The sequence below is a fragment of the Marinobacter sp. C2H3 genome, from assembly GCF_037080155.1.
Taxonomy (GTDB): domain Bacteria; phylum Pseudomonadota; class Gammaproteobacteria; order Pseudomonadales; family Oleiphilaceae; genus Marinobacter.
Map to the genome: position 1 here is coordinate 246,327 of NZ_JBBBNZ010000002.1, position 15,493 is coordinate 261,819.

The 15,493-nt window shown below is 63.6% G+C and carries 9 protein-coding genes; 2 read left to right on the forward strand and 7 right to left on the reverse strand.

The genetic code is table 11. From position 1 onward, the window contains the following. Positions 1 to 6: 6 nt before the first annotated feature. From V3388_RS06210 to V3388_RS06220, 3 genes are read right to left on the reverse strand one after another with little or no spacing between them, the layout of a single operon-like run. Positions 7 to 1,575, reverse strand: coding sequence for an XrtA system polysaccharide chain length determinant (locus V3388_RS06210; RefSeq protein WP_336366674.1), 1,569 nt, complete (start codon positions 1,573 to 1,575; stop codon positions 7 to 9). After that, complete coding sequence (locus tag V3388_RS06215; protein ID WP_336366675.1) at positions 1,575 to 2,213, reverse strand: XrtA/PEP-CTERM system exopolysaccharide export protein; 639 nt, start codon at positions 2,211 to 2,213, stop codon at positions 1,575 to 1,577. The genes V3388_RS06210 and V3388_RS06215 overlap by 1 nt, the downstream gene beginning before the upstream one ends. 37 nt (positions 2,214 to 2,250) lie before the next feature. Next, entirely contained in the window at positions 2,251 to 3,657 is a 1,407-nt protein-coding gene (locus V3388_RS06220) for a TIGR03013 family XrtA/PEP-CTERM system glycosyltransferase (RefSeq protein ID WP_336366676.1), read from the reverse strand. Between the two features lie 264 nt (positions 3,658 to 3,921). Between V3388_RS06220 and V3388_RS06225 the strand changes: the two genes are divergently transcribed. Both V3388_RS06225 and V3388_RS06230 read left to right on the forward strand, forming a co-directional pair. Beyond that, positions 3,922 to 4,866 (forward strand): XrtA system polysaccharide deacetylase, encoded by a 945-nt coding sequence (locus V3388_RS06225; protein ID WP_442915613.1) that lies wholly within the window; start codon positions 3,922 to 3,924, stop codon positions 4,864 to 4,866. 281 nt (positions 4,867 to 5,147) lie between these two features. Continuing rightward, positions 5,148 to 6,209, forward strand: a complete 1,062-nt coding sequence (locus V3388_RS06230) for an ExeA family protein (protein WP_336366677.1) — start codon at positions 5,148 to 5,150, stop codon at positions 6,207 to 6,209. Here V3388_RS06230 and carB read toward each other — a convergent pair. The 4 genes from carB to acnD all read right to left on the reverse strand — a co-directional run bounded on the left by carB (position 6,181) and on the right by acnD (position 15,448). Further along, the gene (gene carB / locus V3388_RS06235; RefSeq protein WP_336366678.1) at positions 6,181 to 9,441 is read right to left on the reverse strand and encodes a carbamoyl-phosphate synthase large subunit; all 3,261 of its coding nucleotides are present in this window, start codon (positions 9,439 to 9,441) and stop codon (positions 6,181 to 6,183) included. The genes V3388_RS06230 and carB overlap by 29 nt on opposite strands. Before the next feature lie 196 nt (positions 9,442 to 9,637). After that, positions 9,638 to 11,122 (reverse strand): 2-methylcitrate dehydratase, encoded by a 1,485-nt coding sequence (prpD, locus tag V3388_RS06240; RefSeq protein WP_336366679.1) that lies wholly within the window; start codon positions 11,120 to 11,122, stop codon positions 9,638 to 9,640. A gap of 138 nt (positions 11,123 to 11,260) precedes the next feature. Then, positions 11,261 to 12,430 carry a 2-methylaconitate cis-trans isomerase PrpF gene (gene prpF, locus V3388_RS06245; RefSeq protein ID WP_336366680.1) on the reverse strand — a complete coding sequence of 390 codons (1,170 nt, stop codon included), beginning with the start codon at positions 12,428 to 12,430 and terminating at the stop codon, positions 11,261 to 11,263. 420 nt (positions 12,431 to 12,850) lie between these two features. After that, entirely contained in the window at positions 12,851 to 15,448 is a 2,598-nt protein-coding gene (acnD, locus tag V3388_RS06250) for a Fe/S-dependent 2-methylisocitrate dehydratase AcnD (protein ID WP_336366681.1), read from the reverse strand. Between the last annotated feature and the right edge of the window lie 45 nt (positions 15,449 to 15,493).

The following is a 15,493-nucleotide window of genomic DNA, read 5'->3' on the forward strand; positions in this document are numbered from 1 at the left end:
TCACCCTCAGGCACCAAAACCGAGGCCGGAGGCCAGTTTGTGGATCAGTTGTTCCGGAGTCACACCCATCACGCTGAACAGCAGCACGCCCAGATACACCGCCATGAACAGCCCGAGGGCCCCCAACAGAACCAGGGTATCGCGCCGGGTCAGCCGATCTTTCCAGGTACTGCGGTAATGGGGCACGCTGGTCAGCACCGGAACGGACGCCGGCAGGGCCAGCTGAAGGGCACGGGGCGAGCGGATCCGCTGGTCAAACATCACCAGGGCGGTCAGCAGGCCGAGCACCATGGCACTGCCCAGGAACGGGCCGGCCAGGCCCACCTGATACAGCTGCAGGCCATCCCAGTGGGTCGGGAATGACGCCGGCTCCTGAATCTTGTAGCTGACGCCCTCCCCCTGCACGTCCAGGGTCATGGACAGGCGGGCTTTCTCCCGGCGCTGGAGCATGTCTTCATAAACGCCGCGGGTGACGTCGTAATCCCGGGTCAGTTCGGACAGCTCTGCCTGATTGGCCGCCACCCGCTCGGAGCGCTGGAATGCCTCTTCCAGCAGCTTCTCCAGGGACGCCAGCCGGTTCTTCTTCACCGCGAGCCCGGTGGTGGTGTCGGTCAGTTGCATCTTGAGGTTTTGGTACACCGGATTTTCCAGCACTTCGGTCACCGCGCCGTCCCGGTCCTGATCACCCTGGCGGGCAATCTGGGCTTCAAGATCGGCAATCTGCTCTTTGGTGCTGACGATGTCCGGGTGTTTCTCCTGATATTTCAGGCGCAGGTTGCTCAGCTCCTGGCGCAGCGACACCAACTGTCGTTCGGCGGAGGATTTGCCCGGGTCCACGGTTACCCGCCGAACCGGCTCTTCTTTGGCGAGCTGCTGCTGGGTCAGGGTAACCTCGGATTCGGCCTGCTGGATTTCCAGCTTCAGGTTTTCGATGTCTGAACGCAGGGTTTCAATCCGCTGGCGCACGTTGCTTTCGGTACCGTCCTGATTGGCCTGTTTGAATTCCTTGAGCTTTTGTTCCGCATCCTCAAGCTGACGCTGGTAGGACTTTACCTGGGAATCGATGAATTCGAAGGCGTTCTGGCTTTCGGAACGTTTCTTACGGACGGTGCGCTCCACGAAGCGATTGAGCACCGAACTCATCACCTGGAACGACTGGTTCGGATCGCCGCTGCTGTAGCCCAGCTCAATGAAGTTGCCGTTGGAGACCCGCAGGCTGACCTGCTTGCGCAGCTCGTTGATCTTCAGGTTACGGGTCTGGTCCGTATCGGCTGGCTTCACCAGGCCCGTGTCCAGGGCCACCTGTTCGAGGAACGACCGGCTCTGGATCAGTTCCCTCGCTTCGTTGATGCGATCAATTGGAGTGACTTCCGCCTGGCCCCGCAGCAGCGGCTGCAGAATGTTGGACTGGTCGGCGTAGAGCACCGCCTGGGAGGTGTAGCTCTTGGGCGTCACGTAGGCCAACGCCAGCACGCCGGCGGTGACCACCATGAACAGTACGGTTGCCGCAACGCGGCGCCGGTACAACTCCAGGCGCACGGCCCGGAGTGTATCCAGAAGAAACTGGAGGTCCATTACAGCTCACCGCGGAACAGCTGTTTGCGAGGCACGCTGATCACGTCACCTGGCTGCAGCGCGTGGTTCGTGGTCATGTCGCCGTCGGTGAGAATGGCCTCCAGGTCCAGCTCGTAGCTCTTGTACTCACCGTTCACTTCCCGGTGAAGTACGGCCCGATCGTCGGCGGCAAAATCGGTGACACCGCCGGCGATCAGCACCAGATCCAGCACCGTCATGCCCGGCTGGAAAGCCACGGACTGAGGCTCCGCCACCTGCCCGGTAATGCGCACCCGGTTGCGGAACTCCTTGCTGGCCGGGTTGGTGACCATCACGGTGACTTCCGGCGTGCGGATGAATTCGCCCAGCGCCTTGCTGATCTCACTGGCCAGGGCTTCCGGCTCCTTGCCATCGGCCTTGACGTCGCCCATGAGCGGCATGGAGATGTAGCCGTCCGGGCGCACCACGATGGACTGGGTCAGTTCCGGATTGCGCCAGACGTGCACGGAGACGGTGTCGCCGACACCGATCAGGTAGGGCTCAGGCGCAAGCTCGGACACCGTGGGCATTTCCTTCGATGACGGCAGCCCTGAACAGGCGCCCATCAGCACCGCAAGCCCCATGATGAGCATGGTGCGCAAACCCGTGACGATTTCCATAGTCGTCCTCCTGATCCCTGTCTGTTTATCGTGGTTGTTATCGAACGCCCTTACCCAGAAGAACCACCTCGACGGTCTGAATCATGATCAGAAAATCCATCAGCAGGCTGTGGTTCTTGGAGTAGTAAAGGTCGTATTCCAGTTTCCCTCTGGCATCGTCTACCGAAGCGCCATACGGATATTTAAGCTGAGCCCACCCCATCAAGCCAGGCTTGACGTAGTGACGGGTATCGTAAAACGGAATTTTTTCCCGCAGCTCTGAGACAAACTCCGGCCGCTCCGGCCTGGGCCCGACAATGCTCATTTCGCCCCGGATCACGTTGTAGATCTGTGGCAGCTCGTCAAGCCGGGTGTTGCGGATGAACGCGCCCACGCGGGTCACCCGGTTATCGTTGGCGGAGGCCCAGCGGGCCTTGCCGTCCTTTTCCGCGTCCTGGCGCATGCTGCGGAACTTGTAGATGCGAAATTCCCGGCCGAGCATGCCGACGCGGGTCTGGCTATAAAGAATCGGGCGGCCGGTTTCGAGGAACACCGCCACGGCCGTAAGCAGTATGAACGGGCTCATCACCACCAGCAGGGCCAGGCTCAGCGCCAGGTCCACCAGACGCTTGGCAAAATCCCGGCTGCGGGAGGCCTTGAAGCCCTCGGAAAACACAATCCAGGAGGGGTGCACCATGTCCAGCTTGACCTTGCGGAGCTCCCGCTCGTAAAAGTCCACGCCGTTGGTCACCGCGATGCCCCGCAGTTTGCACTCCATCAGCTCCGGCACGGGCAGCCAGCCGCCTTCGGACCGGCGGCGCTCCTGCTGAGCCACCACGATTTCGGAGACCTTGTGTTCCCGGCAGAACTGGTAGAAGTCATAGGGCGTGGGAATGCGATGCTCGTCGGGCACGACACCGCCCGGGGCCTCGGCAATGCAACCGATGATGCGGATACCCAGCGCGCGCATGTTGCGCTGGTACTCGTCGAGCAGCGAGGCCGCGAAGGGGCCGGCGCCAAACACCACCACCCGGCGGACCAGTTGCTCGGAATCCACCAGGCGAAGGAACACCAACCGAATCAGGATCACCAGCAGGCTTGCCAGCAGCACCGCCCAGAACAGGTTGGCGCTGCCCGGGTCGGCCTGGGGCATCACGCCATACAGCAGGGTCAGCCCAATACCGCCCACAAAGCAGTAGGCCACCAGGGTGCGGAAGAAGATGAGGGAAACACTCTCTTTGGCCATGGCCAGGTACCCGCCCATGGCCAGGGTACCGCCGCTCAGGATGAGAGCGAACAGAAGCGCAGCCACCAGATCGGTCTTGGCGGGCGCGGCGTGCCCTCCAAGCATGGCCAGGAACACCGTCAGGAACGAAAAAATACCAAACAGCACCGCGAACTCGAGAATCCCGAGAACCAGATACGGCAGGTGCAGGTAGTGTTTTCTGAATCGTATGTACGACACGCTGAACTTCCTTGTCGTCCTTCAGGACAATCAGCGACAGGGCCGGGAGTCGGCGTTCACGGTTGTCATTCTGCGCCTGACAAGTAGCAAACTCAACCAACGTGTAAATATTTGTAACGGTCTTTTACATTGTTTTATGTTTCAGAAACAAAGTATTTGCGTGACAGCGTTGTTTTTGCCCAAGGGCTGGGTGAAAATTGATCGCGGAAGGCCGTTTAACGCGCCTTACTCGCACACCACGGCTGCAACCGGGAAGGACTACCCATGCCAGACCACCCACCGCCAGCGGATTCGGCGAACCTCCGGAACTCCCCCAAACCCGGCCAGGTCCTGCACGCCATGAGCATCGATGTGGAGGATTACTTTCACGTCGCTGCCCTGTCCCGGGTGATTTCCCCCGATCAGTGGGACACCCTGCCCTCCCGGGTTGAACAGAATACCCGGCGGCTCAAGGCGCTGTTCGAGCGCCATGGGGTGCGAGCCACGTTTTTCGTGCTCGGTTGGGTGGCGGAACGCTACCCCGGCCTGATCCGCGAACTCTCGGACGCCGGCCATGAGATCGCCTCCCACGGTTACAGCCATCAGTTGATTTACCGGCAAACGCCCGAGGTTTTCCGGGACGAAACCGAGCGATCCAAAAAACTCCTGGAAGACATTACCGGCAAACCCGTAACCGGGTATCGGGCGGCCAGTTACTCCATTACCCGGGAATCGCTCTGGGCGCTGGATATTCTGGGCGAGTGCGGGTTCACGTGGGATTCCAGCATCTTCCCGATTCACCACGACAACTACGGCATCCCCGACTCTCCCCGGCACCCTTACACCCTGAGTACCGCTGGCGGGCACCGGCTGCGGGAGTTTCCGCTCACCACCGCGCGGCTGCCGGGGCTGTCCATTCCAGCGGCCGGCGGAGGCTATTTCCGGCAGTTTCCGTACCCGGTGTTTCGCTACCTGTTCAACCTGGCCTCCGGGTTCGGACGGCGCCCGCAGATGTTCTACCTGCATCCGTGGGAGATTGATCCGGATCAGCCGCGATACAACAACGCCAGCTGGTTCTCCCGCTTCCGCCACTACACCAACCTCGACCGTTGCGAGCAGCGCCTCGAGCGTCTGCTGGGCGACTTCCGGTTTGGCACCGTGAGCGAGAGCTTTGCGGCCTACCAGGCGGATGCGCCGGCGGCCTCGGCGGACCTGGTGACCCTGGCATGAGCGTTGCCGGCAGCGGGGTGCAACCGGTGGGGTCAGATGAGCTTCATCTGACCCCGGGCTCTGGCATGACCGTGGCCGCCAATGGACTGCAACCCCTGGGGTCAGATGAATTTCATCTGACCCCACATCCTGGCTTGGCCGGGGGCGCAGATGAGTTGCAATCCTTGGGGTCAGATGAGTTTCATCTGACCCCGAACTCGGGCATGACCCCGGACGCCCATTCAACAGCTGGGGTCAGATGAAACTCATCTGACCCCGAACACTCACGCTGGGATTTGCGTATGTACCTGGACTTTTTTGGCCTCCACCGCCACCCCTTCCGGATTACCCCGGAAGACGACTTCATCTACATGAGCCAGCAACATTCCCGGGCCTACGTGTACATGTCGTCCGCGATCTGGAGTTCCGAGGGTTTTGTGGTGATCAGCGGGGAGATTGGTTCCGGCAAGACCACTCTGCTGAAAAAGACCATCCGCAACCTTGAGGGCAACCTCAAGCTGCTCAACATTTCCTACACCAACCTGGAATCACGGGACCTGTTCGGGCTGATCCTGCGCAAGGCCGGCCTGAAGGTGGAGGACGACAGCAAGGTGGCCATGCTGTTCCAGATCACCGAATACCTGGAGCATATGGCGGAGGCCGGCACACCGGTGGTGCTGGCCATCGACGAAGCCCAGAACCTGACCCGGGAAAACCTCGAGGACATCCGCATGCTCACCGGTATGGAGAGCATGGGCGGGCCGTCCATGCGGGTGATCCTGTTGGGGCAGCCCGAACTGAAGGGGGCGGTGACCGCCATTCCCCAGCTCAGCCAGAGGGTCAAACTGTTCTTCCACCTCGAGGGCCTTACCCTCGCCGAGACGGCGGAATACATCGACTACCGGCTGTTGGTGTCCGGGCACGGCGGCAACAAGCTGTTTGATGTGGATACCGTCAAGGAGATCCACACACTGAGCAAGGGCATTCCCCGGCTGATCAACAAGCTGTGCGACGGCATGATGATGTGCGCCTACGCGGAAGACCGGCCATTCATCGACCCTCACGACCTGAAAAGCATCCGGCGGGACCTGCTGGGTGAGTCCAGCGATGAGGTGTCGGCGGACCCGCGAAGAACACCGCGTCAAACGCCGCCAATCAGCCCCCGGCCGGCCGCCGTTGAAGCGGCGGCCCAGAGCGGCCCGACCGATATCGCCTCCGCCGCCAGCGCCCTGACCCGGATTGCCGATGCGCTGGAGCGGCTGGACACCCGGTTGGCGAAAATCTTCCCGGAAGATCAGACCCAGCCCCGGGACCCCCGCCCCACCATGGACAACGTCAAACCGCTGTCGCCGAATCGCAAATAGGCCGATCGTCCACCAGCCGGCCCCGGCGGATCTGCTGGAGCCGGCGAACCGGCCCCACTTCCCCGTAACCCAATGCCCGCGCGTAGGCTTCACCGCCCGCCAGTGTGGTGGCCATGGGAATCCGCAGGCGCACCGCCAGCCGCCGGAGCTCCGCCGAGGCCGCAATGGTGGCCCGGCCGTCCGTGGTGTTCACAAGCAGATCCACCTCCCGGTTACGGATGGCGTCCACCACGTTTGGCCGGCCTTCTTCGGTTTTCAGGATGCGTTCACAAGGCAGGCCCTGCCCCGTCAGATAGACCGCCGTTCCCCCGGTTGCTACCAGCCGGAAGCCATGATCCAGGAAACGGCGAGCCACTAGCACCAGCCCGGGCTTGTCCTGGTCCCGCACCGATAGAAAAACCGTGCCACTGCGGGGCAGCCGCTCGCCGGCGCCGAGTTCCGCCTTGGCAAAGGCCTCATCAAAGCTGTCACCCAGGCCCATGACCTCGCCGGTGGATTTCATCTCCGGCCCCAGGATCGGGTCCACCGCAGGGAATTTGTTGAACGGGAACACCGATTCCTTCACCGCGTAGTAGGTCGGTACGATCTCCTGGGTGAAGTTCAGTTCCTTCAGGCTCTTGCCCGACATCACCCGGGCCGCCACCGCCGCGAGCGACACGCCAATGGCCTTGGACACGAACGGCACCGTCCGCGAGGCCCGCGGGTTCACTTCGATCACGTAGATCTCGCCGTCCTGATACGCCAGCTGCACGTTCATCAGGCCGATCACGTCCAGCTCAATGGCCATCTTGCGCACCGCCTCGCGCATGTCGTCCTGCACCTGCGGGGACAGGGTGTACGGCGGCAGTGAGCAGGCGGAGTCGCCGGAGTGCACGCCGGCCTGTTCGATGTGCTGCATGATGCCGCCGATGACCACGTCGGTGCCGTCGCAGATGGCGTCGATGTCCACCTCGATGGCGGCGTTCAGGAAGTGGTCCAGCAGCACCGGGCTGTCGTTGGACACCAGCACGGCGTTGCGCATGTAGCGCACCAGTTCGGTTTCGTCGTAGACGATTTCCATGGCGCGGCCGCCCAGCACGTAGGACGGGCGCACCACCAGCGGGTAGCCGATTTCCCGGGCCGCGAGGATGCCTTCCTCGTGGCTGCGCACGGTGGCGTTCTGGGGCTGCTTCAGGCCCAGGCGGGTGATCATCTGCTGGAACCGTTCCCGGTCCTCGGCCCGGTCGATGGCGTCCGGGCTGGTGCCGATGATGGGCACGCCCGCCGCCTCCAGGCCCCGGGCCAGTTTCAGCGGGGTCTGGCCGCCGTACTGGACGATCACGCCCTTGGGTTTTTCGACGTGGATGATTTCCAGCACGTCTTCCAGGGTGATGGGCTCGAAGTACAACCGGTCGGAGGTGTCGTAGTCGGTGGACACGGTCTCCGGGTTGCAGTTGATCATGATGGTTTCGTAGCCGTCTTCGCGCATGGCCAGGGCGGCGTGCACGCAGCAGTAGTCGAACTCGATGCCCTGGCCGATCCGGTTGGGGCCACCGCCGATGACCACGATCTTCTCGCGATCGGACGGTTCCGCCTCGCACTCTTCCTCGTAGGTGGAGTACATGTAAGCGGTGTCGGAGGCGAACTCGGCGGCGCAGGTGTCCACCCGCTTGTACACCGGGCGGATGTCCAGGTCGTGGCGCAGCTTGCGCAGGCTGACTTCGGAGATACCCAGCAGTTTGGCCAGGCGGGCGTCGGAGAAGCCCTTGCGCTTGAGGCGGTACAGGGTGGCCCGGTCGATGTCGGCCTTGCCGGCGCTCTTGAGGGCCTGTTCCTCTTTGATCAGGTCTTCGATCTGCACCAGGTACCAGGGGTCCACCTTGGTGTGGCGGAACACGTCCTCGACGGTGAGGCCGGCGCGGAAGGCGTCGCCGATGTACCAGATGCGGTCGGCGCCGGGCACGTTCAGCTCCCGGGTGAGGGTTTCCCGGCTGTTCTCGGAATCCAGGTCCTCGAGTTTCTCGTCAAAACCTTCGGAGCCCACTTCCAGGCCCCGCAGGGCTTTCTGCACGGATTCCTGGAAGGTGCGGCCGATGGCCATGACCTCACCCACGGATTTCATCTGGGTGGTCAGGCGGGCGTCGGCCTGGGGGAACTTCTCGAAGGTGAACCGGGGGATCTTGGTGACCACGTAGTCGATGGACGGTTCGAACGAGGCCGGGGTGACGCCGCCGGTGATTTCGTTGCGCAGTTCATCGAGGGTGTAGCCCACCGCCAGCTTGGCGGCGACCTTGGCGATCGGGAAGCCGGTGGCCTTGGAGGCGAGGGCCGAGGAGCGGGACACCCGGGGGTTCATCTCGATGACCACCATGCGGCCGTTGTCCGGGTTGATGCCGAACTGGACGTTGGAGCCGCCGGTTTCCACGCCGATCTCGCGCAGGACCGCCAGGGAGGCGTCCCGCATGATCTGGTATTCCTTGTCGGTGAGGGTCTGGGCCGGGGCGACGGTGATGGAGTCGCCGGTGTGCACGCCCATGGCGTCGAAGTTCTCGATGGCGCAGACGATGATGCAGTTGTCGTTTTTGTCCCGGACAACTTCCATCTCGTACTCTTTCCAGCCGATCAGGGACTCGTCGATCAGCAGTTCGTTGGTGGGCGAGAGGTCCAGGCCCCGGGTGCAGATCTCTTCGAACTCGTCCCGGTTGTAGGCGATGCCGCCGCCGGAGCCGCCCATGGTAAAGGACGGGCGGATGATGCAGGGGAAGCCGATGTCGTCGGCGACTTTCCAGGCCTCTTCTATGGAGTGGGCGATGGTGGCCCGGGGGCACTCCAGGCCGATCTTCTTCATGGCCTTGTCGAAGCGGTCCCGGTCTTCGGCCTTGTCGATGGTGTCGGCGTTGGCGCCGATCATTTCCACGCCGTGTTTCTCCAGCACCCCGTGGCGCTCCAGGTCCAGCGCGCAGTTCAGGGCGGTCTGGCCGCCCATGGTGGGCAGCAGCGCGTCCGGCTGCTCCTTCTCGATGATCTTCTCCACCGTCTTCCAGGTGATCGGCTCGATGTAGGTGGCATCGGCCATCGCCGGGTCGGTCATGATGGTGGCCGGGTTGGAGTTCACCAGGATCACCCGGTAGCCCTCTTCCCTCAGCGCCTTGCAGGCCTGGGCCCCGGAGTAGTCGAATTCGCACGCCTGCCCGATCACAATCGGGCCTGCGCCCAGGATCAGGATGCTCTTGATGTCGGTACGTTTTGGCACGATGTCCGTTTCCTCGCCCTGTCTTCCCAACTGACCCCGTTGGACGCAACACCGGGGGTCAGATGAAACTCATCTGACCCCGAGCACTGCCGCAACACCTGGGGTCAGATGAAACTCATCTGACCCCGGACACCGGCGCACAACTTGGGGTCAGATGAACGCTTTCATCTGACCCCGGACACTGCTCGCCCGGCGGTCAGATCACGAACTCCGAAACGAAGTCGTGTACGGCGATATTCTCCAGCGTTTCATGGTCCGTGCATAGCGCCATGATGCGCTCGCAGCGAGGGGCGGGGAACCGGGTGGCGAGATTATTCCGGAACTTGTCCTGAAGCAGCGGAATACCCTCCTCCCGCCGCCGACGATGGCCAATGGGGTACTCCACAGCCACCTGGTCGGTGTGGCTGCCATCGCTGAAGAACACCTGCACGGCGTTGGCGATGGAGCGCTTGTCCGGCTCCAGATACTCCCGGGTGTAGCGCGGGTCTTCCACCACCTCCATCTTCTGGCGCAGCTCGTCGATGATCGGATGTGCCTCGTGGAAGGCGTCCTCGTAGTGCTCGGCCGTGAGGTTGCCGAAGATGAGCGGCACCGCCGTCATGTATTGCAGGCAGTGGTCCCGGTCGGCGGGATTGGCCAGGGCGCCCACCTTGGAGATGATGCGAATGGCGGATTCGTGGGTGGTGATGACGATTTTGTCGATCTGGTCGAGCCGGTCGCGGACCTCGGGGTGCAGCCGCACGGCGGCCTCGGCGGCGGTCTGGGCGTGGAACTCCGCCGGGAACGACACCTTGAACAGGATGTTTTCCATCACGTAGCTGCCAAAGGCCTGTGGCAGCGAGAACCGGCGCTGGTTCTCCGGTTTGAGGGCCTGGTCCTTGTTGGTTTTGCTGAACAACACGTCGTAGAAGCCCCACTGGGGCGCCGTGAGTACGCCGGGAATGCCCATCTCTCCCCGGAGGGCAATGTCCGCCAGCCGCACCGCCCGGGAGCTGGCATCACCGGCGGCCCAGGACTTGCGGGAGCCGGCGTTCGGAGCGTGCCGATAGGTGCGCAACGCCTGCCCATCCACCCACGCATGGGACAGGGCGGACAGCAACTGGTCCCGGGTGGCCCCCATCATCCGGGCGGCCACCGCCGTGGAAGCGACTTTCACCAGAACCACGTGGTCCAGGCCTACCCGGTTGAAGGAATTCTCCAGCGCCAGAACGCCCTGGATCTCGTGGGCCATGATCATCGCTTCCAGCACCGCTTTCATCCGCAGCGGCCCCTGCCCGTTGGCCACCCGCTTCTGGGACAGGTGATCGGCCACCGCGAGGATGGCCCCGAGATTGTCCGAGGGATGGCCCCACTCGGCGGCCAGCCAGGTGTCGTTGTAATCCAGCCAGCGCACGATGCAGCCAATGTCCCAGGCGGCCTTCACCGGGTCCAGGCGGTATGGCGTGCCCGGTACCCGGGCGCCGTGGGGCACCACCGTGCCGTCCACCAGTGGGCCGAGGTGCTTGGTGCACTCAGGGAATCGCAGGGCCAGCAGGCCGCAGCCGAGGGTGTCCATCAGGCAGTGGCGGGCGGTGTGCCAGGCTTCATCACTGGTGATGCGGTAGGACAGCACGTAGTCCGCGATGCTCTGCAGGACCTCGTCGTAATCGGGGCGTTCGTTGACGTCGAAAGTCTGGGACATAGGGGGCCTCCTTGCCCCCACTATAGATTCCGCCGGCGGCTGTCGCCAGGTCGCCGGGCGCTCGCTACCGGCTGCGTCTTTGCCGCAACCCCATCCCGCGGCGGGCACCCGGCCGATGGGGCTGACCGGGTTGCGATCTCACTCCGGGACCCGCACCCAGCCTTCCATCAGGATACGCGCGCTGCGGCTCATGATGGCTTTGGTGGCGGTCCACTGGCCGTCCAGCTGGCCGGCTTCGGCGCCCACCCGCAGGGTGCCGGAGGGGTGGCCGAAGGTGACGTGGTTACGGGGCCCGCCGCCGGCGGCCAGGTTCACCAGGGTGCCCGGAACGGCGGCGGCGGTGGCAATGGCGACGGCGGCTGTGCCCATCATGGCGTGGTGCAGTTTGCCCATGGACATGGCCCGCACCAGCACGTCAATGTCGCTGGCGTGGATGGTCTTGCCGCTGGAGGCCACGTAATCCAAGGGCTCCGCTACAAACGCCACTTTGGGCGTGTGTTGCCGGCCGGCGGCCTCGCTGACGTCCTTGATCAACCCCATGCGCACGGCGCCGTGGGCGCGGATGGTTTCGAACCGTTTCAGGGCGTCGGGGTCGCTGTTGATGGCGTCCTGAAGTTCCGTGCCTTCGTAGCCGATGTCACCGGCCCGCACGAAGATGGTGGGGATGCCGGCATTGATCAGGGTGGCCTTGAGCACGCCGATGCCTGGCACGTCCAGCGCGTCCACCACGTTGCCGGTGGGGAACATGGCGCCCTCCCCGTCCGCCGGGTCCATGAATTCAATTTCGATCTCTGCCGCCGGGAAGGTGACGCCGTCCAGCTCGAAATCGCCGGTTTCCTGCACCTCGCCGTTAGTGATGGGCACGTGGGCGATGATGCTCTTCCGGATGTTGGCCTGCCAGATGCGCACGGTGCAGGTGCCGTTCTCGGGAATCCGCTCGGCGGGCACAAAGCCCCCGTGGATGGCGAAGGCGCCGACGGCTGCGGTCAGGTTGCCGCAGTTGCCGCTCCAGTCGACGAACGGAGTGTCGATGGATACCTGGCCGAACAGGTAGTCGACATCGTGATCCGGTACCGTGGGCGGCGCCAGGATCACGGTCTTGCTGGTGCTGGAGGTGGCGCCGCCCATACCGTCGGTGTGCTTCTGGTAGGGGTCAGGGCTACCGATGACCCGCAGCAGCAGGCGGTCCCGGGCCTCGCCCGGGACCTGGGCCGCCTCCGGCAGATCCTGCAGCCGGAAAAACACGCCCTTGGAGGTGCCACCACGCATGTAGGTGGCGGGAATGCGAATCTGGGGATTGTGGGGCATGGAGGTACCTTTTCCGTAAACCGGGGGTCAGATGAACACTTTCATCTGACCCCGATGTTGATCCGAGAGCCCGGTGCCGGGCCTTGGGGTCAGATGAGTTTCATCTGACCCCCTGCTTTAAGCCCGCAAGCCCGGAGCCGAACTCCGGGGTCAGATGAGTTTCATCTGACCCCCTGCTTTATGCCCGCAAGCCCAGCGCCGAACTCCGGGGTCAGATGAGTTTCATCTGACCCCTGCTTTAAGCCCGCAAGCCCGGTGCCGGACTTTGGGGTCAGATGAGTTTCATCTGACCCCCTGCTTTATGCCCGCAAGCCCGGCGCCGGACTCCGGGGTCAGATGAGTTTCATCTGACCCCCTGCTTTATGCCCGCAAGCCCGGTGCCGGACTCCGGGGTCAGATGAGTTTCATCTGACCCCAGCTTTAAGCGGCGCCTTCGGTCGCCAGGAAGTCCTGGGCAAACCGTTGCAGCACGCCGCCGGCGGAGTAGATGGAGACTTCCTCCGCGGTGTCCAGTCGGCAGATCACCGGCACGCGCTCGCTGCTTCCATCCTTTCGGTGGATCACCAGGGTCAGCCTGGCGCGGGGTGCGGCGGTGCCTTCCACGTCGTAGGTTTCGGTGCCGTCCAAGGCCAGGGTTTTACGGGTGGTGCCGTCTTCAAACTGCAGCGGCATCACGCCCATGCCCACCAGGTTGGTGCGGTGGATGCGCTCGAAGCCCTCGGCCACGATCGCCTCCACCCCGGCTAGGGCCACACCCTTGGCGGCCCAGTCACGGGAGGAACCCTGCCCGTAGTCGGCACCGGCGATAATGATCAGCGGCTGCTTGCGGGCCATGTAGGTTTCGATGGCCTCCCACATGCGGGTCACTTTGCCTTCCGGCTCCACTCGGGCCAGGGAACCCTGCTTCACCTTGCCACTGTCGTCCCGCACCATTTCGTTGAACAGCTTCGGGTTCGCGAAGGTGGCGCGCTGGGCGGTCAGGTGGTCGCCACGGTGGGTGGCGTAGGAGTTAAAGTCCTCCTCGGGCACACCCATTTTGTGCAGGTACTCACCCGCGGCACTGTCCATCAGAATGGCATTGGACGGCGACAGGTGGTCGGTGGTGATGTTGTCCGGCAGGATCGCCAGCGGCCGCATGCCTTTGAGCGACTTCTCACCGGCCAGCGCGCCTTCCCAATACGGCGGGCGGCGGATGTAGGTGCTTTGCGGCCGCCATTCGTACAACGGATTGCTGGCCGCCTGGGCTTCCCGGGTCACATCAAACATCGGGATGTAGGTTTCCCGGAACTGCTCCGGCTTGACCGACTGCTTCACGATGGCGTCGATTTCCTCATCGCTCGGCCAGATGTCCTTGAGGGTGACCGGATTGCCGTTCTGGTCGTGCCCCAGCACGTCTTTCTCGATGTCGAACCGGATGGTGCCGGCAATGGCGTAGGCCACCACCAGAGGCGGCGACGCCAGGAACGCCTGCTTGGCGTAGGGGTGAATCCGGCCGTCAAAGTTCCGGTTGCCGGAGAGTACGGCGGTGGCATACAGGTCCCGCTCGATGATTTCCTGCTGGATCTTCGGGTCCAGCGCACCGCTCATGCCGTTGCACGTGGTGCAGGCGAAGGCCACCACGCCGAAGCCGAGCTGTTCCAGCTCAGGGAGCAGTTTGGCGTCCTCCAGGTACATCTTGACGGTTTTGGAACCCGGCGCGAGCGAGGTTTTCACCCAGGGCTTACGGGTCAGCCCCAGCTTGTTGGCGTTGCGGGCGATCAGGCCCGCGGCCACCATGTTGCGGGGGTTGCTGGTGTTCGTGCAGCTGGTAATGGCCGCGATGATGCAGGCACCGTCCGGCATCTTGCCGGCTTCCTCGGTCCACGGGCCGGCAATGCCCCGCTTGGCCAGCTCGGACGTGGGCAGGTGCGCGTGCGGGTTGGACGGGCCCGCCAGGGTACGCTCCACCGAGGACAGGTCAAAGCGCAGCACCCGCTCGTACTCGGCGGTTTTCAGGCTGTCGGCCCATAGGCCCGTGTGGCGGGCGTAGTGCTCCACCAGGGCCACCTGCTCGTCATCACGGCCGGTCAGCTTCAGGTAATCAATGGTCTGGCCGTCGATGTAGAACATGGCGGCGGTAGCGCCGTATTCCGGCGTCATGTTGGAGATGGTGGCCCGGTCGCCCACGGTCAGGCTGTCGGCGCCCTCGCCGAAGAACTCCAGATAGGCGCCGACCACCCGCTCCTTGCGCAGGAACTCGGTAATCGCCAGCACCATATCGGTGCCGGTAATGCCCGGGCGCAACTTGCCGGTCAGCTCCACGCCCACAATGTCCGGCAGGCGCATCATGGAGGCGCGACCGAGCATCACGCTCTCGGCTTCCAGGCCGCCCACGCCCACGGAAATCACGCCCAGGGCGTCCACCATGGGGGTGTGGCTGTCGGTGCCCACGCAGGTGTCCGGGAAGGCTACCCGGTCGCGAACCTGAACCACCGGCGACATCTTCTCCAGGTTGATCTGGTGCATGATGCCGTTGCCCGGGGGAATCACGTCGACGTTCTCGAACGCGGTCTTGGTCCAGTTGATGAAGTGGAACCGGTCGTCGTTGCGGCGGTCCTCGATGGCGCGGTTTTTCTCGAAGGCGTCCTTCTCGAAGCCGGCGTGTTCCACCGCCAGGGAATGGTCCACGATCAGTTGGGTCGGCACCACCGGGTTGACCTTGGCGGGGTCACCACCCTTCTCGGCGATAGCGTCCCGCAGGCCGGCCAGATCCACCAGGGCGGTCTGGCCGAGGATGTCGTGGCACACCACCCGGGCCGGGTACCAGGGGAAATCCAGGTCCCGCTTGCGCTCGATCAGCTGTTTCAGGGAGTCCGTCAACGCGTCCGGATCACAGCGGCGAACCAGCTGTTCCGCCAGGATGCGGGAGGTGTACGGGAGTTTGTCGTAGGCGCCAGGCTGGATGTCGTCCACCGCCTGGCGGGTGTCGAAATAGTCCAGGTCGGTGCCTGGGAGGGGTTTGCGGTAGTTGGTGTTCATGTTGGCAACTCATCCTGGTGGAGATAGGGCTGGAGCAGGGCCTTG